The sequence below is a fragment of the Stenotrophomonas sp. STEN030 genome (assembly GCF_056759995.1).
The window spans coordinates 13,090-34,896 of record NZ_JBRREB010000023.1; the positions used below are offsets into that span (position 1 = coordinate 13,090).

Annotated in this window: 19 protein-coding genes and 1 tRNA gene; all 20 read right to left on the reverse strand. The window is 61.0% G+C overall.

Annotated features, from left to right (window positions below):
* Positions 1-6: 6 nt before the first annotated feature.
* Positions 7-342 (reverse strand): 50S ribosomal protein L22, encoded by a 336-nt coding sequence (gene rplV, locus ACVOLR_RS09750; protein WP_017355410.1) that lies wholly within the window; start codon positions 340-342, stop codon positions 7-9.
* Between the two features lie 12 nt (positions 343-354).
* Positions 355-624, reverse strand: a complete 270-nt coding sequence (gene rpsS, locus ACVOLR_RS09755) for a 30S ribosomal protein S19 (protein ID WP_057629591.1) — start codon at positions 622-624, stop codon at positions 355-357.
* Positions 625-630: 6 nt separating this feature from the next.
* Positions 631-1,458 carry a 50S ribosomal protein L2 gene (rplB, locus tag ACVOLR_RS09760; protein ID WP_057629590.1) on the reverse strand — a complete coding sequence of 276 codons (828 nt, stop codon included), beginning with the start codon at positions 1,456-1,458 and terminating at the stop codon, positions 631-633.
* Between the two features lie 10 nt (positions 1,459-1,468).
* Positions 1,469-1,768 (reverse strand): 50S ribosomal protein L23, encoded by a 300-nt coding sequence (gene rplW, locus ACVOLR_RS09765; protein ID WP_057629589.1) that lies wholly within the window; start codon positions 1,766-1,768, stop codon positions 1,469-1,471.
* Positions 1,765-2,370: a 50S ribosomal protein L4 gene (rplD, locus tag ACVOLR_RS09770; protein WP_481513039.1), complete on the reverse strand. Its 606-nt coding sequence runs from the start codon at positions 2,368-2,370 to the stop codon at positions 1,765-1,767. The genes rplW and rplD overlap by 4 nt, the downstream gene beginning before the upstream one ends.
* Positions 2,371-2,382: 12 nt before the next feature.
* Positions 2,383-3,033 carry a 50S ribosomal protein L3 gene (rplC, locus tag ACVOLR_RS09775; RefSeq protein ID WP_057629588.1) on the reverse strand — a complete coding sequence of 217 codons (651 nt, stop codon included), beginning with the start codon at positions 3,031-3,033 and terminating at the stop codon, positions 2,383-2,385.
* Positions 3,034-3,044: 11 nt separating this feature from the next.
* Positions 3,045-3,356 (reverse strand): 30S ribosomal protein S10, encoded by a 312-nt coding sequence (gene rpsJ, locus ACVOLR_RS09780; protein WP_010341589.1) that lies wholly within the window; start codon positions 3,354-3,356, stop codon positions 3,045-3,047.
* Between the two features lie 1,108 nt (positions 3,357-4,464).
* Complete coding sequence (gene tuf, locus ACVOLR_RS09785; protein ID WP_481513040.1) at positions 4,465-5,655, reverse strand: elongation factor Tu; 1,191 nt, start codon at positions 5,653-5,655, stop codon at positions 4,465-4,467.
* A gap of 50 nt (positions 5,656-5,705) precedes the next feature.
* Positions 5,706-7,847, reverse strand: coding sequence for an elongation factor G (gene fusA / locus ACVOLR_RS09790; protein ID WP_481536271.1), 2,142 nt, complete (start codon positions 7,845-7,847; stop codon positions 5,706-5,708).
* A gap of 136 nt (positions 7,848-7,983) precedes the next feature.
* Entirely contained in the window at positions 7,984-8,451 is a 468-nt protein-coding gene (gene rpsG, locus ACVOLR_RS09795) for a 30S ribosomal protein S7 (protein ID WP_057630019.1), read from the reverse strand.
* Between the two features lie 10 nt (positions 8,452-8,461).
* The gene (rpsL, locus tag ACVOLR_RS09800; RefSeq protein WP_004145320.1) at positions 8,462-8,836 is read right to left on the reverse strand and encodes a 30S ribosomal protein S12; all 375 of its coding nucleotides are present in this window, start codon (positions 8,834-8,836) and stop codon (positions 8,462-8,464) included.
* A 228-nt stretch (positions 8,837-9,064) separates the two neighbouring features.
* Positions 9,065-13,288 (reverse strand): DNA-directed RNA polymerase subunit beta', encoded by a 4,224-nt coding sequence (gene rpoC, locus ACVOLR_RS09805; protein ID WP_481536272.1) that lies wholly within the window; start codon positions 13,286-13,288, stop codon positions 9,065-9,067.
* Positions 13,289-13,377: 89 nt separating this feature from the next.
* Positions 13,378-17,568: a DNA-directed RNA polymerase subunit beta gene (gene rpoB, locus ACVOLR_RS09810; RefSeq protein ID WP_481536273.1), complete on the reverse strand. Its 4,191-nt coding sequence runs from the start codon at positions 17,566-17,568 to the stop codon at positions 13,378-13,380.
* A 313-nt stretch (positions 17,569-17,881) separates the two neighbouring features.
* Positions 17,882-18,247: a 50S ribosomal protein L7/L12 gene (rplL, locus tag ACVOLR_RS09815; RefSeq protein ID WP_303749025.1), complete on the reverse strand. Its 366-nt coding sequence runs from the start codon at positions 18,245-18,247 to the stop codon at positions 17,882-17,884.
* Between the two features lie 63 nt (positions 18,248-18,310).
* Entirely contained in the window at positions 18,311-18,847 is a 537-nt protein-coding gene (gene rplJ, locus ACVOLR_RS09820; protein ID WP_481516756.1) for a 50S ribosomal protein L10, read from the reverse strand.
* 465 nt (positions 18,848-19,312) lie between these two features.
* Positions 19,313-20,011, reverse strand: coding sequence for a 50S ribosomal protein L1 (gene rplA / locus ACVOLR_RS09825; protein ID WP_481516757.1), 699 nt, complete (start codon positions 20,009-20,011; stop codon positions 19,313-19,315).
* Between the two features lie 4 nt (positions 20,012-20,015).
* Positions 20,016-20,444: a 50S ribosomal protein L11 gene (gene rplK, locus ACVOLR_RS09830; RefSeq protein WP_057630030.1), complete on the reverse strand. Its 429-nt coding sequence runs from the start codon at positions 20,442-20,444 to the stop codon at positions 20,016-20,018.
* Positions 20,445-20,638: 194 nt separating this feature from the next.
* Positions 20,639-21,199: a transcription termination/antitermination protein NusG gene (gene nusG, locus ACVOLR_RS09835; protein ID WP_481536274.1), complete on the reverse strand. Its 561-nt coding sequence runs from the start codon at positions 21,197-21,199 to the stop codon at positions 20,639-20,641.
* A 10-nt stretch (positions 21,200-21,209) separates the two neighbouring features.
* Positions 21,210-21,620, reverse strand: coding sequence for a preprotein translocase subunit SecE (gene secE, locus ACVOLR_RS09840; protein WP_481530571.1), 411 nt, complete (start codon positions 21,618-21,620; stop codon positions 21,210-21,212).
* Between the two features lie 50 nt (positions 21,621-21,670).
* Positions 21,671-21,746, reverse strand: a tRNA-Trp gene (locus ACVOLR_RS09845).
* Positions 21,747-21,807: the final 61 nt, after the last annotated feature.

Sequence of the window (21,807 nt, forward strand, 5' to 3'; positions counted from 1 at the left end):
TTCCGCTTACTTGCCGGCGCCCACAACCACAGTGATGTGGCTGGTGCGCTTGAGGATGCGGGTACCGCGGCCTTTCGCCCGCGCCATGAAACGCTTCAGGGTCGGACCTTCATCTACCATGATGGTCTGGACCTTCAGCTCGTCGACGTCAGCGCCCTGGTTGTTTTCGGCGTTTGCGATAGCCGACTCCACCACCTTCTTGATCAGGTGGGCAGCCTTCTTATCCGAAAACTTCAGCAGGTTGACCGCACGCTCGGCCGGCAGACCGCGCACCTGGTCAGCGACCAGACGGGCTTTCTGCGCAGAGATGCGCGCGGAGCGCAGGATTGCTTTCGCTTCCATTGTCATCTCTCCTTACTTGCCCGACTTCTTGTCGCCACCGTGACCCTTGAAGGTCCGGGTGACGGCAAATTCGCCGAGCTTGTGACCGACCATGTTCTCGTTGACGAGCACTGGAACGTGGTTCTTACCGTTATGAACGGCGATGGTGACGCCTACCATTTCCGGCAGGATCATCGAACGGCGCGACCAGGTCTTGATCGGCTTCTTGCTACCCGCAGCGGCCTCCACCTTCTTGACGAGGTGGTGATCGACGAACGGGCCCTTCTTAAGTGAACGTGCCATGGTCGATTAGCCCCTACGATCGCGGACGATGAACTGCTGAGTGCGCTTGTTATGGCGCGTCTTGTAACCCTTGGTCGGAACACCCCACGGGGTGACCGGATGCGGATTACCCTGGCCGGCCTTGGCTTCACCACCACCGTGCGGGTGATCCACCGGGTTCATGGCCGCACCGCGGACGGTCGGCTTGACGCCGCGCCAGCGCTTGGCACCAGCTTTGCCCAGCTTTTCCAGGTTGTGCTCGTCGTTACCGACTTCACCAATGGTGGCGCGGCATTCGACCGGCACCTTACGCATTTCACCCGAGCGCAGACGCAGGGTGGCGTAGATACCTTCACGAGCGACCAGCTGCACGCCTGCACCAGCAGCACGAGCGATCTGAGCGCCCTTGCCCGGCTTCAGCTCGATCCCGTGGACGGTGGTACCGACCGGGATGTTGCGCAGCGGCAAGGTGTTACCGGTCTTGATCGGGGCGTGAGCGCCCGAGATGACCTGGTCACCAGCCTTCAGGCCCTTCGGGGCGATGATGTAGCGACGCTCGCCGTCGACGTAGCACAGCAGGGCGATATGGGCAGTGCGGTTCGGATCGTATTCGATACGTTCCACGCGTGCCGGAATGCCTTCCTTGTTGCGCTTGAAGTCGATCAGACGGTAGTGCTGCTTGTGACCACCACCAACGTGACGGGTGGTGATACGGCCGTGATGGTTACGACCGCCGGACTTGCTCTGCGGCTCCAGCAACGCAGCATGCGGCGCGCCTTTGTGCAGATCAGGAGTGACCACGCGCACGGCCGAACGGCGGCCGGGAGAAGTGGGTTTGAATTTCATCAATGGCATGGGATGTACCTCAGGCCTTGGCCGTTACATCGATGGACTGGCCATCGGCGAGACGCACATACGCCTTGCGCCAATCGCCGCGGCGGCCTGCACGGTTACGGAAGGACTTGTTCTTGCCCTTCACGTTCAGCACATTGACCGACTCGACCTTGACGTCGAACAACTGCTCAACCGCAGCCTTTACATCGGCTTTGGTGGCTTCGTTCGAAACTTCGAAGACGTATTGGTTGGAGATTTCCTGCAGGCGCGCGGTCTTTTCAGAGACTCGCGGTGCACGCAGCACGCTGAAGATTTTTTCGTTGGCGCTCATGCCAGCCACTCCTCGACCTTCTTGACCGCGTCAGCGGTGATGACGACCGTGTCGGCACCGACCAGCGAAACCGGGTCCAGACCCTGCACGTCACGCACTTCCACGTAGGGAATGTTGCGAGCCGACAGGTACAGGTGCTCGGAAGCTTCTTCGGTGACGATCAGCGGGCGCTTGCCCACTTCCAGGCCAGCCAGCTTGGTGATCAGAGCCTTGGTGCTGGTCGCTTCGACATCGAACGACTCAACGATGGTCAGGCGGCCCTGGCGGTTCAGCTCGGACAGGATGGCGCACATGGCGGCGCGATACTGCTTACGATTGACCTTCTGTTCGAAGCTACGCGGCTTGGCCGCGAAGGTGACACCACCGCCGACGAAGATCGGAGCGGTCAGGGCACCGTGACGAGCGCCACCACCCTTCTGCTTCTTCGACTTCTTGGTGGTACCAGCCACTTCAGAACGCGTCTTCTGTGCCTTGGTGCCCGAACGTGCGGCGTTGCGGTAGGCAACGACGACCTGGTGAACCAGATCTTCGCTGAAATCGCGACCGAACACGGCGTCGGAGACCGAGACCTTGTTGTTGCTACCCGTGATAACGAGTTCCATCGTCATCTCTCCTTATGCCTTGCTAGCCGGACGCACGATCACGTCACCACCGGCTGCGCCAGGCACGGCGCCGCGGATGGCAATCAGACCACGCTCGACATCGACCTTGACCACTTCCAGATTCTGCGTGCTCTGCTGCACCGAACCCATGTGGCCGGACATCTTCTTGCCCGGGAAAACGCGACCCGGGGTCTGGCGCTGGCCCAAGGAACCCGGCGCGCGATGCGACAGCGAGTTACCGTGGGTTGCATCGCCCATACGGAAGTTGTAGCGCTTGATGGTGCCCTGGAAGCCCTTACCCTTGGTGACGCCCTGGACGTCAACCGTCTGGCCGACTTCAAAGATGTCTGCCTTGATTTCGCCACCGACGGCGAAATCGCCGATCTGTGCGTCTTCAACGCGGAATTCCCACAGGCCGCGGCCGGCTTCAACCTTCGCCTTGGCGAGGTGACCAGCTTCCGGCTTGTTGACCAGTGCAGCGCGACGAGCGCCGACAGTCACCTGCACGGCGCTGTAGCCGTCGGTTTCGACGGTCTTGATCTGCGCGATGCGGTTCGGGGTGGCTTCAATCAGGGTCACTGGGATGGACTGGCCATCTTCAGTGAAAACGCGGCTCATGCCAGCCTTGCGGCCCACGAAGCCCAACGAATATTTCTTCGTCATGGTCGTAGTCCTTAGGTCAGCTTGATCTGAACGTCGACGCCGGCAGCCAGTTCGAGCTTCATCAGCGCGTCCACGGTCTTGTCGTTGGGGTCGACGATATCGAGCACGCGCTTATGCGTGCGGGTCTCGTACTGGTCACGCGCGTCTTTGTCGACGTGCGGGGAGACGAGGATGGTGTAACGCTCGATCTTGGTGGGCAGAGGGATCGGGCCACGCACTTGCGCGCCGGTCCGCTTTGCCGTTTCAACGATCTCGCTGGCCGAACGGTCGATCAAACGATGATCAAACGCCTTCAACCGAATTCGGATCTTTTGGTCCGCCATGACGGTATTCCTATGGGTCTAAAGAGCGACAGGTTCGGCCCCTATGTGTGCCGAACCCCATGAAAACGACGTTTAGCGCCGAAGCACTGCCCGTCGCGCGAATCCTTTCATAACAGCAGGGCGGCCCGGTTTCCCGGCCCGCCCCAGACTTGTTCAAACGCACAAAAAACACCCCGTTGAACGGAGTGCCTCCCATGCGACCTGTCCTTGTCTGGCGAATACGAGGCGCGTCCTGCTCCTCTTTTCGCTGGTTGCGGAATTCTCGTAAACGAGCCCTTCCGCGAGTGGTCGTGCATTCTGTCAGTATTCTTTTCCTATTGCAACTCACCCCTCTGCCGAGGTATGGGGTACTTCAGCTGGCAGCAGGATTTACGGGGGTTTCCGCGTATAAGCGGTTTTTTGCCTTGGCAACTGCGCAACTGATCTGCGCGAATGCAGATATCCCGGCTAACTACGGGATGAATGGCCGGATAGCAGGCGCGACAGCGGGAAGGCCGGGAAACCCGCGTAACGCTACTGCGCTGGCACCCTACCCCGCCCCAGGCCCAGCACCTGTGCTGGCCGAAGCCAGCCAGGCCCTGGACAGACCCGAATGTGAATGCGCCGACCCCGCCACTTCCACTGGAGAACACCATTATCCATGCGGGATGAGCCGAAGTAAAAATCCACCGCGACTGCAGTCGCGCCTATTCAGATTTTCCGAACTTTCCGCGAAAAGCTGCCCTCACCCCAACCCCTCTCCCGTAAACGGGAGGGGCCAGGATTGCGTGCGCTCGCAGTGCACCAGCAGTCGACGCATTGCGAGCCCCTCTCCCGTTTACGGGAGTGGGGTTGGGGTGAGGGGAAGCTTTTGACTTTTTGCTTTTGACCCCCGACTTCCAGCTTCTGGCTTTTTAGCCAATTGAAGCCTCGATCCGTCAAAGCCCATCACCTTTGGAGCTTTTGCCGCCGAAACCTCCAGCCTCTGAAGCATCAGCCGCAAGCGTCAAACAGAAACGCCGCCCGAAGCCCCAACTACGCCCCACCCCGCCCACAAAACAAACAAAAAAAGGGCGGCCCGGAGGCCGCCCTTCTTCAACACCTTGCTTCGCGAGGAAGCGCAGCGTTATCAGGCAACGATCTTTGCAACCACGCCGGCGCCGACGGTACGGCCACCTTCACGGATTGCGAAGCGCAGGCCTTCGTCCATTGCCACCGGGTTGATCAGGGTGACGGTCATCTTGACGTTGTCGCCCGGCATCACCATCTCGACGCCTTCCGGCAGCTCGCAAGCGCCGGTGATGTCGGTGGTACGGAAGTAGAACTGCGGACGGTAGCCCTTGAAGAACGGGGTGTGACGGCCGCCTTCGTCCTTCGACAGAACGTAGACTTCGGCTTCGAACTGGGTGTGCGGCTTGATCGAGCCCGGCTTGGCCAGAACCTGGCCACGCTCGACGTCGTCACGCTTGGTGCCGCGCAGCAGCAGACCGGCGTTGTCGCCTGCCTGACCCTGGTCGAGCAGCTTGCGGAACATTTCCACGCCGGTGACGGTGGTCTTCTGGACCGGACGGATACCGACGATTTCGATTTCTTCGCCGACCTTGATCACGCCGCGCTCGATACGACCGGTCACCACGGTGCCGCGGCCCGAGATCGAGAACACGTCTTCCACCGGCATCAGGAACGGCTTGTCGACGTCACGCTCCGGGGTCGGGATCCAGCTGTCCAGTGCATCGACCAGCTTCAGGATGGCCGGCACGCCGATCTCGCTCTGGTCGCCTTCCAGCGCCATACGAGCCGAACCGTGCACGATCGGGGTGTCGTCGCCCGGGAAGTCGTACTTGCTCAGCAGCTCGCGGACTTCCATTTCGACCAGTTCCAGCAGCTCGGCATCGTCAACCATGTCGGCCTTGTTCAGGAACACGACGATGTACGGCACGCCGACCTGACGCGACAGCAGGATGTGCTCGCGGGTCTGCGGCATCGGGCCGTCAGCAGCCGAACAGACCAGGATCGCGCCGTCCATCTGGGCAGCACCGGTGATCATGTTCTTGACGTAGTCAGCATGGCCCGGGCAATCCACGTGCGCGTAATGGCGCGAAGCGGATTCGTACTCGACGTGTGCGGTCGAGATCGTGATACCACGTGCCTTTTCTTCCGGCGCGGCATCGATCGAGGAGTAATCCTTGAACTCGCCGCCGAAGCGCTCTGCACCGATCTTGGTCAGTGCTGCGGTCAGGGTGGTCTTGCCATGATCGACGTGGCCGATGGTGCCGACGTTGACGTGCGGCTTGGTGCGCTCGAACTTACTCTTGGACATTGTTGTTCCTTAATTAGCTAAGACTTGGAAGGAGAGGCTGAGTCTGAGACTCAGCCCTTCTTGATGACGGTTTCGGCGATGTTGTTCGGCGCCGGCTCGTAATGGTCGAATTCCATCGTGAAGGTTGCGCGACCCTGGGTCTGCGAACGCAGCGCGGTGGCGTAACCGAACATTTCGCCCAGCGGGATCATCGCATTGATGATGCTGGCCGAGCCGTCACCGGTGGTGCCCGAACCCTGCAGAACGCCACGACGACGGCTTACGTCGCCCATCACGTCACCCTGGTATTCCTCCGGGGTCACGATCTCGACCTTCATGATCGGCTCCAGCAGAACCGGCTTTGCCTTGGCGAAGCCCTGCTTGAAGGCCATCGACGAAGCAAGCTTGAACGCCATTTCCGAGGAGTCAACGTCATGGTACGAGCCGAACACCAGCTTGACCTTGACATCCACCACCGGGAAGCCAGCCAGCGGACCGCTGGTGATGGTTTCGCGCAGGCCCTTTTCCACGGAAGGAATGAATTCCTTCGGGATCACGCCGCCGGTGATGTCGTTGATGAACAGGAAGTCATCCTTGATCGCCGCAGACAGCTTCGGATCGGCACGGTCTTCAGCGGTGATCGGCGACAGCTCGATCACGACGTGACCGTACTGACCCTTACCACCGGACTGCTTGGCGTGCTTGTAGTCCGACTTGACGTCGGCCATCTGGATGGTTTCGCGGTAGGCCACCTGCGGCTTGCCGACGTTGGCTTCAACGTTGAACTCGCGCTTCATGCGGTCAACGATGATGTCCAGGTGCAGCTCGCCCATGCCGGAGATGATGGTCTGGCCGGATTCTTCGTCGGTCTTGACGCGGAACGACGGATCTTCCTGTGCCAGACGGCCCAGTGCCAGACCCATCTTTTCCTGGTCCGACTTGGTCTTCGGCTCGACAGCCATCGAGATCACCGGCTCCGGGAACACCATGCGCTCGAGCACGATCGGTGCTTCAAGCGAGCACAGCGTGTCACCGGTGGTGGTGTCCTTCAGGCCAACAGCAGCCGCGATGTCACCAGCCAACACTTCCTTGATTTCTTCGCGGTTGTTGGAGTGCATCTGCAGGATGCGGCCGATGCGCTCCTTCTTGTTCTTCACCGAGTTCAGCACGGTGTCGCCACCGTTCAGGGTGCCCGAGTAGACACGGAAGAAGGTCAGCGCGCCAACGAACGGATCGGTGATGATCTTGAACGCCAGCGACGAGAACGGAGCCTTGTCGTCCGACTTGCGGGTCATCTCGATGGAGTCATCGTCAACGTCGGTGCCCTTCACGTCCGGCACGTCGATCGGCGACGGCAGCAGCTGGATCACGCCGTCGAGCATGGCCTGCACGCCCTTGTTCTTGAACGCCGAGCCACAGAACATCGGCACGATTTCCACGGCCAGCGTACGGGTACGCAGGGCCTGGATGATCTCGCCTTCGTTCAGCTCTTCGCCGCCCAGGTACTTTTCCATCAGCTCTTCGCTGGCTTCAGCCGCGGTTTCGATCATGAAGGTGCGGGCTTCTTCAGCCGCAGCCAGCATGTCGGCCGGGACGTCGCCGTACTCGAACTTCATGCCCTGCGAAGCGTCATCCCAATGGATGGCCTTCATCTTGAGCAGATCGACCACGCCCTTGAAGCCTTCTTCAGCACCGATCGGCAGCTGCATCGGCACGGCGACAGCGCCGAGCTTTGCCTTCAGCTGGTCACGGACCTTCAGGAAGTTGGCACCGGTACGGTCCATCTTGTTGACGAACGCGATGCGCGGCACCTGGTAACGGTTGGCCTGGCGCCACACGGTCTCGGACTGCGGCTGCACGCCACCAACGGCGCACAGCACGAACACCGCACCGTCGAGCACGCGCAGCGAGCGTTCGACTTCGATGGTGAAGTCAACGTGCCCGGGGGTGTCGATGATGTTGAAACGGTGCTCCGGCAGGGACTTGTCCATGCCCTTCCAGAACGCGGTGGTAGCAGCGGACTGGATCGTGATGCCACGTTCCTGCTCCTGCTCCATCCAGTCCATGGTGGCGGCGCCGTCATGCACTTCACCGAGCTTGTGGCTCTTGCCGGTGTAGAACAGGATGCGCTCGGACGTGGTGGTCTTGCCGGCATCGATGTGGGCCATGATGCCGAAGTTACGGTAACGCTCGATAGGAGTGGTGCGGGCCACGGGAGCCTCTCAATTTCTTGGAATTCGGATGGCCGAACGCCGCCTTGCGGCGGCCTTCGGATTTAAGCAGCGCTCAAAGCGCTACAAGCAGCACCAACATGGGTGCCAGGGGCCCTGTTTCCAAGGCCCCCACAACTCACCAGCGGTAGTGAGCGAAGGCCTTGTTCGCTTCCGCCATACGGTGGGTTTCTTCGCGCTTCTTGATGGCGCCGCCGCGGTTTTCCGAAGCGTCCAGCAGTTCAGCAGCCAGCTTGCGCGGCATGGTGTTCTCGCCGCGCTTACGCGCCGAGTCGATCAGCCAACGCATGGCCAGGGCCATCTTGCGCGAAGCGCGCACTTCGACCGGCACCTGATAGGTGGCACCACCGACGCGACGCGACTTCACTTCCACGCCCGGAGCAACGTTGTCCAGTGCCTTCTGCACCAGCTCGATTGCGTTCGGGTTCTTTTCGCTGATCACGTCCATGGCGCCATAGACGATCTTTTCAGCAACGGACTTCTTGCCGCTCAACATGACCATGTTGATGAAGCGGGCAATGGTTTCGCTCTTGTGCTTCGGATCCGGCAGGACCGAACGCTGGGGAGTATTACCTTTACGTGACATGTCTTATTCCTCAGGCCTTCGGACGCTTTGCGCCGTACTTGGAACGCGCCTGACGACGCTTGGCAACGCCGGCGGCATCGAGCGAGCCACGGACGGTGTGGTAACGCACACCCGGCAGATCCTTGACGCGACCGCCACGGATCAGGACCACGGAGTGCTCCTGCAGGTTGTGGCCTTCACCACCGATGTAGGAAATCACTTCTTCCTGGTTGGTCAGGCGAACCTTTGCAACCTTACGCAGAGCCGAGTTCGGCTTCTTCGGAGTGGTGGTGTACACGCGCGTGCAGACGCCACGGCGCTGCGGGCACTTGTCGAGTGCCGGCGAGGCACTCTTGTAGGTGGTAGCTTGACGCGGCTTGCGTACCAGCTGGTTGATCGTCGCCATCAGTAGGTTCTTCTGATTGGGGCCGTAAAAAACGGCCAGGATGCGGAAATTGTAAAGCAGGCCAAAATTTTGGCCTGCTGAGACAGACGATTGTAGCAACTTGTCAAGAGCCCAGTCAAACAAGCCCATGCCAAGCCAGCCCTGATCCAGAGCTGTTACAGGGGTATCTCCATATGCCCCGTTCAGGTCGAACTGCCGGTCCGCGAACGGACCGGCCGATCAAACTACTTACTCTTCACCAGTCGCCGGTTCAGCTTCCGGTGCCACGACCGCCGGTTCAGCGACCACGGCCGGACCGGCCAGGGTTGCGATTTCCGAATCGGTCAGACCCGACGCGTTACGGCGGCGCTGGGCGTGGTACGCAAGGCCGGTACCCGCCGGAATCAGGCGGCCGACGATCACGTTTTCCTTCAGACCACGCAGGCCGTCAGAGGTGCCGCGCACGGCAGCCTCGGTCAGCACGCGGGTGGTTTCCTGGAACGAAGCCGCCGAAATGAACGACTCGGTGGCCAGCGATGCCTTGGTGATACCCAGCAGCACCGGCTCGAAACGGGCCGGCAGCTCGTTGCGTGCGGCCAGCTTCACGTTCTCTTCGATCACGCGCTGGCGCTCGGCCTGCTCGCCATTGAGGAACTTGCTGCTGCCCTGGTCAACGATTTCCACCTTGCGCAACATCTGACGCGAGATCACTTCAATGTGCTTGTCGTTGATCTTCACGCCCTGCAGGCGGTAAACGTCCTGGATTTCCTTGACCAGGTAACGGGCCAGCTCTTCCACGCCCTTCAGGCGCAGGATGTCCTGCGGGCTCGGCTCGCCGTCCACCACGGTTTCACCGCGGGTCACGTGCTCACCTTCGAACACGATGATCTGGCGGTACTTCGGAATCAGCTCTTCGTGCTCCGAACCATCGGTGTCCTTGATGATCAGGCGCTGCTTGCCCTTGGTGTCCTTGCCGAAGCTGATGATACCCGAACGCTCGGCCAGGATCGCCGGATCCTTCGGCTTGCGGGCTTCGAACAAGTCAGCAACGCGCGGCAGACCACCGGTGATGTCACGGGTCTTCGAGGCTTCCTGCGGGATCTTGGCAACCACGTCGCCCACGCCTACCGGCGCGCCATCCTGCAGGTTGACGATCGAGCGCGGCGGCAGCAGGTACTGTGCCGGCAGGTCGGTGCCCGGGATGGTCAGGTCATTGCCCTTGCCATCGACGATGCGGACCAGCGGACGCAGATCCTTGGCCTGCGAGCCACGACGCTTCGGATCGGTGATTTCGCGCGAGGCCAGACCGGTCAGTTCGTCGGTCTTCTCGATCACGGTCACGCCATCGATGAAGTCGATGAAGCGCACGAAACCAGCCACTTCCGACACGATCGGGTGGTTATGCGGATCCCAGTTGGCCACGGTCTGGCCAGCCTTGATTTCCGCACCGTCCTTGACGCCGATGCTGGCACCGTACGGCAGCTTGTAACGCTCACGCTCACGACCATGCGGGTCGAGCACGGAGATTTCACCCGAACGCGAGACGGCAACCAGCGAACCGCTGGCCTGCTCGACGTGCTTCAGGTTGGAGAACTTCACCGAACCGGTGGTCTTGACGGTGATGTTGTCGACCGCAGCCGCACGCGATGCCGCACCACCGATGTGGAACGTACGCATGGTCAGCTGGGTACCCGGCTCACCGATCGACTGTGCGGCGATGACGCCGACTGCTTCACCGATGTTGACGATGTGGCCACGGGCCAGATCGCGGCCGTAGCACAGGCCACAGACACCGAACGAGGAGGCGCAGGTGATGGTCGAGCGGACCTTGATGGTCTGCACGCCGGCTTCTTCCAGCTTGTTCACCCACTGCTCGTCGAGCACGGTGTTGCGGGTCACGATCGGATCTTCGTCGTTGCCCGGCAGGAACACGTCCTCGGCCACAACGCGACCCAGCACGCGGTCCTTCAACGGCTCAACCACGTCGCCGCCTTCCACGATCGGAATCATGGTCAGGCCTTCGGAGGTACCGCAATCGACCTCGGTGATCACCACGTCCTGTGCCACGTCGACCAGACGACGGGTCAGGTAACCCGAGTTCGCCGTCTTCAACGCGGTATCGGCCAGACCCTTACGGGCACCGTGGGTGGAGTTGAAGTACTCCTGCACGTTCAGGCCTTCACGGAAGTTCGCCTTGATGGGCGTCTCGATGATCGAGCCGTCCGGACGCGCCATCAGGCCACGCATACCGGCCAGCTGACGGATCTGCGCCTGGCTACCACGGGCACCGGAGTCGGCCATGATGTACAGCGAGTTCATCGACTTCTGGTCGACCAGCTCACCGTCGCTACCAACGACCTTCTCGGTACCAATGGTTTCCATCATCGCCTTGGCGATGCGCTCATTGGTGCGCGACCAGATGTCGACCACCTTGTTGTAGCGCTCGCCCGCGGTGACCAGACCGGACTGGTACTGCTCCTGGATTTCCAGCACTTCGGCTTCTGCTTCGCCGAGGATGCCCTTCTTCTCGTCCGGGATCAGCATGTCGTCGATGCCGATCGACACGCCAGCGCGGGTTGCGTAGGCATAGCCGGTGTACATCAGCTTGTCGGCGAACACCACGGTGTCCTTCAGACCCAGCAGACGGTAGCTCTGGTTGATCAGGCGCGAGATGTTCTTCTTGGTCATCTCGGTGTTGCACAGCTCGAACGGCAGGCCTTCCGGCATGATCTCGCTCAGCAGTGCACGGCCGACGGTGGTGTCGACGATCGAGGTCTTCTTGACCTTGTTGCCGTCTTCGTCACGCTCGACCTGCACGATGCGCACCTTGACGCGGGCGTGCAGCTCAACCAGACGGTTGTCGTAGGCACGCTTCACTTCGTCGGTGTTCGCGAACACCATGCCCTCGCCCTGCTTGTTCACCAGCGAGCGCGCCATGTAGTACAGGCCCAACACGACGTCCTGCGACGGCACGATGATCGGCTCGCCGTTGGCCGGCGACAGGATGTTGTTGGTGGACATCATCAGCGCACGCGCTTCCAGCTGGGCTTCCAGCGAGAGCGGCACGTGGACGGCCATCTGGTCACCGTCGAAGTCGGCGTTGAATGCGGTACAGACCAGCGGATGCAGCTGGATGGCCTTGCCTTCGATCAACAGCGGTTCGAACGCCTGGATGCCCAGACGGTGCAGGGTCGGCGCACGGTTCAGCAGCACCGGATGTTCGCGGATGACTTCTTCCAGGACGTCCCAGACTTCGCCTTCTTCGCGCTCAACCAGCTTCTTGGCTGCCTTGATGGTGGTGGCCAGGCCACGACGCTGCAGCTTGGCGAACACGAACGGCTTGAACAGCTCAAGCGCCATCTTCTTCGGCAGGCCGCACTGGTGCAGCTTCAGGTACGGACCCACGGTGATCACCGAACGGCCCGAGTAATCGACGCGCTTGCCCAGCAGGTTCTGACGGAAGCGACCCTGCTTACCCTTGATCATGTCGGCCAGCGACTTGAGCGGGCGCTTGTTGGTGCCGGTGATGGCACGGCCGCGACGGCCGTTGTCCAACAGGGCGTCAACCGATTCCTGCAGCATGCGCTTTTCGTTGCGCACGATGATGTCCGGGGCGTTGAGCTCCAGCAGGCGGCGCAGACGGTTGTTACGGTTGATGACGCGGCGGTACAGATCGTTCAGATCCGAGGTCGCGAAGCGGCCACCGTCCAGCGGTACCAGCGGGCGCAGATCCGGCGGCAGCACCGGCAGCACGGTCATCACCATCCACTCCGGGCGGTTGCCCGACTCGAGGAAGGCTTCGACCAGCTTGATGCGCTTGGTCAGACGCTTGAGCTTGGTTTCCGAACCGGTCGAGGCAATTTCCTCGCGCAGGCGGACCATTTCGGCCTGCAGGTCGATGGTGCGCAGCAGTTCGTACACGGCCTCGGCGCCCATGGCGGCGTCGAAGTCGTCGCCGTGTTCCTGGCGTGCCTGCAGGTACTGTTCTTCGGTCAGCAGCTGGCGGCGCTCCAGGGCGGTCAGGCCCGGCTCGGTCACCACGTAGGCTTCGAAGTACAGCACGCGCTCGATGTCACGCAGGGTCATGTCCAGCATCAGGCCGATGCGCGACGGCAGCGACTTGAGGAACCAGATGTGCGCGACCGGCGATGCCAGGTCGATGTGGGCCATGCGCTCGCGACGCACCTTGGCCAGGGTGACTTCAGTGCCGCACTTTTCGCAGACGACGCCGCGGTGCTTCATGCGCTTGTACTTGCCGCACAGGCACTCGTAGTCCTTGACCGGTCCGAAGATGGCGGCGCAGAACAGGCCGTCACGTTCCGGCTTGAAGGTACGGTAGTTGATGGTTTCCGGCTTCTTCACTTCGCCGAAGGACCACGAACGGATCAGGTCCGGCGAGGCCAGCGCGATCTTGATCGCGTCGAAGTCCAGCGTCTGGCGCTGCTGGTTGAAGAGGTTGAGCAGGTCTTTCATGGTGTTCTCCGAAAGGAGGAAATCTGTGTCGATGGGCTGTCAGTCAGTGCTGGCGGCGCTGCTGCATCACTGCAGCAGCGCCTGCGCAATCAACCGCCTTCCAGTTCCATGTTGATGGCCAGCGAGCGGATTTCCTTCACCAAAACGTTGAAGGATTCCGGCATGCCCGCAACCATCTCGTGCTCACCGTCGACGATGTTCTTGTACATCTGGTTACGGCCCTGTACGTCATCGGACTTCACCGTCAGCATTTCCTGCAGGGTGTAGGCCGCGCCGTAGGCTTCCAGTGCCCAGACTTCCATTTCACCGAAGCGCTGACCACCGAACTGCGCCTTACCACCCAGCGGCTGCTGGGTAACGAGCGAGTACGGACCGGTCGAACGGGCATGCATCTTGTCGTCGACCAAGTGGTTCAACTTCAGGTAATGCATGTAACCGACCGTGGTCTTGCGGTCGAAGGCTTCGCCGGTGCGGCCGTCATACAGCTGCATCTGCGTCTTGCTGGCGTTGAAGCCCAGACGCTCGGTCTCCGGGGCATCGTCCGGGTAAGCAAGATTCAGCATTTCGCGAATCTCGTCTTCGGCCGCGCCATCGAACACCGGGGTTGCCATCGGCACGCCGTCGGTCAGGTTCTTGGCCAGGTTCAGCAGTTCTTCGTCGCTGAACTGGGACAGGTCCACGCGCTGCTCGGACACGGCCGAGTCATGGTTGTAGATCTTGCCCAGGAACTCACGCAGTTCGCTGACCGCACGCTGCTGTTCCAGCATGCCCTGGATGCGCTTGCCCAGGCCCTTTGCGGCCCAGCCCAAATGCACTTCCAGAATCTGGCCGATGTTCATACGCGACGGCACGCCCAGCGGGTTCAAGCAGATGTCCACGGTGTTGCCGTCAGCCATGTACGGCATGTCTTCGACCGGCACCACGTTGGAGACCACACCCTTGTTACCGTGGCGGCCTGCCATCTTGTCACCCGGCTGGATGCGACGCTTCACGGCCAGGAACACCTTGACCATCTTCAGCACGCCCGGTGCCAGATCGTCGCCCTGGGTGATCTTGCCGCGCTTGTCGGCGAAGCGACGCTCGAATTCCTTCTCGTGTGCCTGGATCTGCATCTGGGCACGTTCGATGGCATCGGACGCGTCGTCGTCCTTCATGCGCAGGGTGAACCAGTCGGACTTCTTCAGGCCGTCCAGCAGCGCATCGGAAACAACGTCACCCTTCTTCAGGTTGGCGCCGCCGTTGGCAACCTTACCCACGATCTGCGAACGCAGACGTGCGTAGATGGCGCCCTCCAGGATGCGGAACTGGTCGTCGAAGTCCTTCTTGACGCGCTTGATCTCGTTTTCTTCGATCTGGCGTGCGCGCTTGTCCTTCTCGATACCGTCGCGGGTGAAGACCTGCACGTCGATGACGGTGCCGTCCATGCCCGGCGGAACGCGCAGCGAGCTGTCCTTAACGTCCGAAGCCTTCTCGCCGAAGATCGCGCGCAGCAGCTTCTCTTCCGGGGTCAGCTGGCTCTCGCCCTTCGGCGTGACCTTGCCAACCATGATGTCGCCGGAGCGCACTTCCGCACCGATGTACACCACGCCGGATTCGTCCAGGCGGTTCAACGCCTGCTCGGACACGTTCGGGATATCGGCGGAAATTTCCTCCGGCCCCAACTTGGTGTCACGTGCCACGCAGGTCAGTTCTTCGATGTGGATCGTGGTGTAACGATCCTCTTCCACCACACGCTCGGACAGCAGGATGGAGTCTTCGAAGTTGTAGCCGTTCCACGGCATGAAGGCGATCAGCATGTTCTGACCCAGCGCCAGTTCACCGATATCGGTGGACGGGCCATCGGCCAGCACGTCGCCGCGCGCGATCAGGTCACCCACGTTCACCAGCGGACGCTGGTTGATACAGGTGTTCTGGTTCGAACGGGTGTACTTGATCAGGTTGTAGATATCCACGCCGGCATCTGCCGGATCGGTGATCTCGTTTTCGTTGGCCTTGACCACAATGCGGCCGGCGTCGATCTGTACGATCTCGCCACCACGCAGTGCGTTCACGGTCACACCGGAGTCACGTGCCACGGCGCGTTCGATACCGGTACCAACCAGCGGCTTCTGCGCACGCAGGGTCGGCACGGCCTGACGCTGCATGTTGGCGCCCATCAGTGCGCGGTTTGCGTCATCGTGCTCCAGGAACGGAACCAGTGCCGCAGCAACCGACACGGTCTGCATCGGCGAGACGTCCATGAAGTGGACTTCCGCCGGTGGCTTGAGCAGCGACTCACCCTGGAAGCGGCACGGTACGAACTGCTCGGTGAGCATGTTCTTGGCATCGGTCAGGGCGTTGGCCTGGGCGATGACGTACTCGTTTTCTTCGATGGCCGACAGGAACTCGATCTCGTCGGAGACCTTGCCGTCATGCACCTTGCGGTACGGGGTTTCCAGGAAGCCGTACTTGTTGGTACGTGCGAACACGGCCAGCGAGTTGATCAGGCCGATGTTCGGGCCTTCCGGTGTTTCGATGGTGCAGACGCGGCCGTAATGGGTCGGGTGCACGTCGCGCACTTCGAAGCCAGCGCGTTCGCGGGTCAGACCGCCCGGGCCCAGCGCCGAGACGCGACGCTTGTGCGTCACTTCCGACAGCGGGTTGTTCTGATCCATGAACTGCGACAGCTGCGAGGAGCCGAAGAATTCCTTGATCGCGGCAGCAACCGGCTTGGCGTTGATCAGTTCCTGCGGGGTCAAGCCTTCCGACTCGGCCATCGACAGGCGCTCCTTGACCGCGCGCTCGACGCGGACCAGGCCCACGCGGAACACGTTCTCGGCCATTTCACCGACCGAACGCACGCGACGGTTGCCCAGGTGATCGATGTCATCGACCACGCCGCGACCGTTACGGATCTCGGTCAGCACCTTGATCACGTCAAGGATGTCCGAACCTTCGCCGTGTGCGGCGACCAGGCGCTTGGATTCCTCGTCGTTACGCTCACCGAAGTACTTGCGGTCATACAGCACCGACTCACCGGTGACTTCCTTGCGGCCGACACGACGGTTGAACTTCATGCGGCCAACCGTGGACAGGTCGTAGCGCTCGAAGGTGAAGAACAGGTTGTGGAACAGGTTCTGTGCGGCGTCCTTGGTCGGCGGCTCGCCCGGACGCATCATGCGATAGATTTCGACCAGCGCTTCGAGCTGGGTCTTGGTGCCATCGATGCGCAGGGTGTTGGACAGGTACGGGCCACGATCCAGATCGTTCACCCACAGCGTGCCCACTGCATCAACGCCCGCCTTGCGGAAGTTCTGCAGCTGTTCGTCGCTGATTTCGTCATTGGCCTGGGCCAGCAACTCACCGGTGTTGGAATCAACCACGTCGTGCGACAGGATGCGGCCGACGATGTAATCGTCCGGCACGGCCAGGGCAGCAATGCCCGACGCCTGCAGCTGCTTGATGTGGCGCGCGGTGATGCGCTTGCCGGCTTCCACGATGACCTTGTCGCCGTCAGCCAGGTCGAAGTTCAGCGTTTCGCCACGCAGACGCTCCGGCACCAGCTCCAGCTGCACGCCTTCGTCCGGGTTGATGTGGAAGGTGTTGACCTCGAAGAACTCGGCCAGCATCTCTTCGTTGTTGTAGCCCAGCGCACGCAGCAGCACCGACACCGGCAACTTGCGGCGGCGATCGATACGGGTGAACAACGCGTCCTTCGGGTCGAACTCGAAGTCCAGCCAGGAACCGCGGTACGGAATGATGCGGGCGCTGTACAGCAGCTTGCCCGAGCTGTGGGTCTTGCCACGATCGTGGTCGAAGAACACGCCCGGCGAACGGTGCAGCTGCGACACGATGACGCGCTCGGTACCGTTGACGATGAAGGTGCCGTTGCCGGTCATCAATGGGATTTCGCCCAGATAGACCTCCTGCTCCTTCACATACTTGATCGCCTTGGTCGACGACTCGCGGTCGTAGATGACCAGACGCACGGTGACGCGCAGCGGCGCGCCGTAGCTCATGCCACGCTGACGGCACTCGCGTTCGTCAAACACCGGGTCGCCAAGCTTGTAGCCGACGTATTCCAGGGCAGCATTGCCGCTATAGCTGGAAATCGGGAACACCGACTTCAGCGCAGCATGCAGGCCGTGGTCGGAGCGCTTGGCCGGGTCGATGTTTTCCTGCAGGAACTCGCGGTACGAATCAACCTGGATCGCGAGCAGGAACGGCACCTCGAGGATCGAGCGCTGCTTGCCGAAATCTTTGCGGATGCGCTTTTTTTCGGTGTACGAATAGGACGTCATGAGGTCTTCCACCTTGTTGTGCGAGCCGTGCGTCCACGACCCGTAAGGAAATCTTGAAATTGTCAGTTGGAAGTCGCTGGTATTGCCGGCACCAGCACGCCTTCTATTGCTACTTCCAACTGCCAACTCGCTTGTATCGGCTGCGGGTCACTCCATCGTCTGGAGCGCAGCGCCTGACACTTGCCACGTTGGTCTTTCTATTGCCTGCCAGGCACGCCCGGCATTACAACGGTTTGAAACGACCAAAGGCCGGGGGCTTTACGCCCCCAGCCTTGGCTGCATCGCCGTGAATCGATGACGATGCAAGAACTGATTACTTCAGCTCGACGGTCGCGCCGGCGGCTTCCAGTTCCTTCTTGAACTTGTCAGCGTCTTCCTTCGAAGCGCCTTCCTTCACGACGCCGCCGGCTTCAGCCAGGTCCTTCGCTTCCTTCAGGCCCAGGCCGGTGATGGCGCGGACAGCCTTAATCACTTCGACCTTCTTCGCGCCGGCATCCTTCAGGATGACGTTGAATTCGGTCTGCTCTTCAACAACAGCAGCCGGGCCAGCAGCAGCAACTGCAACCGGGGCAGCAGCCGAGACGCCGAACTTCTCTTCGATGGCCTTGACCAGCTCCATCACTTCCATCAGGGACTTTTCGGCGATCGCGTCGACGATCTGATCGTTGGTAAGGGACATTTTGATTACCTTTTAAAAATATTCTGGATTGAGGTTCCGTGCGGAACCACGTGGACGTCGAGCTTAGACGGCTTCAGCTTCAGCGGCCGGCTCGGCAGCTTCCGCTGCACCGCCTTCCTGCTTTTCACCGATAGCCTTGATGGCGCGGGCGAACATGGTGACCGGCTCGGTCAGGACGCGGGCCAACATGGCCAGTGCCTGATCACGGGTCGGCAACGATGCCAGCACGTCGACGTGGCTGGCCGGGAAAACTTCCCCGCCGATTGCCACGACTTTCGCCTTCAGCTTGTCGTTACCCTTGGCTGCATCCTTGATCAGGCGACCGGCTGCGCCGGGCTCCTCAAGCGAAAACGCATACAGCAGCGGACCAACCATCTGGTCTTTTGCAACTGCGAAATCGGTGCCTTCAACGGCGCGCGAGGCCAGCGTGTTCTTGACAACTTTCAAGAAAACACCGGTTTCGCGGGCCTGCTTACGCATCGCGGTCATTTGAGCGACCGTGGTGCCAGCGTATTCGGCTGCGATCAAGGAGTGAGCCTTGGCGGCGATGTCTGCCAGCTCGGCGACTACTTCTTGCTTCTGGGACAGATTGAGAGCCATTGCACTCCTCCGTTTAAGCGGGGACTGGGGATTCGGAACCAGTGCAGGCGGATCAACCGCACTGCCGATAACGAATCACAAATCTCTGCTTCAAACATATTCCGCTTACGGCTCCTAGCCGTGTGCGGTCCTGGGCGGCATCCGTCCTGGACGCCGGGAACATCGGGTGATGCTCCGGTGGTGGCCGTTCTAGAGCTGGAGTGTGCAGACCAGGGCGAACCCAGACGTACGTGAACCAGAAAAATCCAGAAGGGCGGCACCATCTACGCAGGGTGATCCGAGAACGAATCGATTAAGCGACCTCGCTGTATCGGCGGCGACTCCCTGCCAAATCGAGCTTCCGTGCCCGTCGCCGACATGCGCTGACCGCGCCTGCGGTCTTTGACGGCTCCACGCAGGTAAACCTGCGCGACGCCTTCAAAATGACGGCCTCGGCACCAAAGGTACCGAGGCCGCTTTAAACAATTACTTCAGGGTCAGCGAGGACTGGTCAACAGTCACGCCCGGGCCCATCGTCGAGCTGACCGACACCTTCTGCAGGTACAGGCCCTTCGAGGTAGCCGGCTTGGCCTTGATCAGGTCCACCAGCAGTGCCTGCAGGTTCGACTGCAGCGCGCCGTTTTCGAAGCTGGCCTTGCCGATGGTGCAGTGGATGATGCCGGCCTTGTCAGTGCGGTAACGCACCTGACCCGACTTGGCATTCTTGACGGCTTCGCCCGGGTTGGCCGAAACGGTGCCGACCTTCGGGTTCGGCATCAAGCCACGCGGGCCCAGCAGGGTGCCCAGCTTACCGACAACGCGCATCGCGTCCGGGGTAGCAATGACGACGTCATAGTTCAGATCACCGGCCTGCATCTTCTCAGCCAGGTCGTCCATGCCGACGGCTTCGGCGCCAGCTGCCAGGGCTTCGTCAGCCTTGGCACCGGCCGGAGCGAACACGGCAACGCGGACCGACTTGCCGGTACCGGCCGGCAGCACGGTGGAACCGCGCACCTGCTGATCGGACTTCTTGGCGTCCACGCCAAGACGCACGGCAACGTCGATCGACTCGACGAACTTGGCCTTGGTGGCGGTCTTCAGGATGTTGATTGCGTCCTCGAAGGCATACGCCTTACCCGGGACAACGGCGGCCTTGATGGCCTTCTCACGCTTATTCAGTGCCATCAGATTAACCCTCTACCACCAAGCCCATGGAACGGGCAGAGCCCGCAATCGTACGCACGGCGGCGTCAAGGCTGGCAGCCGTCAGATCAGGCTCCTTTGCCTTGCAGATTTCTTCCAGCTGCGCACGCGTCACCTTGCCCACCTTGTCGGTGTTCGGCTTCTTCGAGCCCGAAGAAATGCCAGCGGCCTTCTTCAGCAGCGTGGTAGCCGGGGTGCTCTTGGTGATGAAGGTGAACGTACGGTCCGAATAGGCCGTGATGATCACCGGCACCGGCAGACCCGGTTCCAGCTTCTGCGTTGCAGCGTTGAACGCCTTGCAGAATTCCATGATGTTCAGGCCGCGCTGACCCAGCGCAGGACCGACCGGCGGCGAGGGATTGGCCTGGCCGGCCTTTACCTGCAGCTTGATATAACCAACTACTTTCTTTGCCATTGAAGTGCTCTCCGGGTGCTAGCGCCTTGCGACAACAGGCTCCCCATCGGACCGGGAATCACGCGTCCCGGCATCGCGTTATGAAATCGCACCAAAGGCCACCTCGCGGCAGCCCTTGATTTGCTCCCACATTGGGGAGCCGAAAATTGTAGCAGCTTTTTTCGACGCCACCTGAACAGGCGGCGCGCAGCGCCTTAGATCGCCTTCTCGACCTGGCCGAACTCAAGTTCAACCGGGGTGGCGCGACCGAAGATCAGCACCGAGACGCGCACGCGGCTCTTTTCGTAATTGACTTCTTCGACAACGCCGTTGAAATCGTTGAACGGGCCCTCGGTGACACGGACCATCTGGCCCGGCTCGAACAGCACCTTCGGACGCGGCTTCTCGACACCTTCCTGAACGCGATTCAGGATGGCAGCGGCTTCGCTGTCCTGGATCGGCAGAGGACGATCAGCGGTGCCACCGATGAAACCCATGACCTTCGGGGTTTCTTTCACCAAGTGCCAGCTTTCGTTATCGATACGCGGGATACCAGCTTCTTCGTGGGTTTCGATCTGTACCAGCACGTAACCCGGGAAGAACTTACGCTCGGAGCGGCGCTTCTGGCCTGCGCGCATTTCCACCACTTCTTCAGTGGGGACCAGCACATCACCAAAAAGCTCCTGCATCTCGTCACGCACGATGCGATCACGCAGCGCCTGCGCAACCGACTTCTCAAAACCTGAATAGGCGTGAACGACGTACCAACGCTTCACAGATATCTCCTTAACGACCCAAGAACCACTGGGTCAGCTTCTGGATCACGAAATCAAAGCCACCCAACAGCAGGCTCAGCACGATCACCACCACAACCACCACCCACGTCATGCGGATAGCTTCCTGGCGGGTCGGCCACACAACCTTGCGCAGCTCAAAACGGGATTCAGAAAGGAATTCAATTGTCTGACGACCTTTCGTGGTCAGCATGAACACTGCACCACCAGCCACCAGACCCAAAACCACTGCCAGCGCACGCCACTGACCGGCCCACGCGCCCAACTGGGCAGCACGCGGCTGATCGGCAAACCAGAACCAGACAAACAAACCCGCCAGCACCAACAGCGCAGCGCCGACGTACTTGACGATATCACCACCCGATGAAGCGGCGGACTTGGAATGTTCGATCTTGCTGTTCATCCGACTCTTGTAGCTGGTGCGACCAAGGTCACTGGATAGAGAGTTGCAAGTGGCACGCCAGGAGGGACTCGAACCCCCAACCTGCGGTTTTGGAGACCGCTGCTCTGCCAATTGAGCTACTGGCGTATGACTTGACTATTGCACATCACCTTAGACGGCGAAGGCGGACCGAGTTACCCGGCCCGCC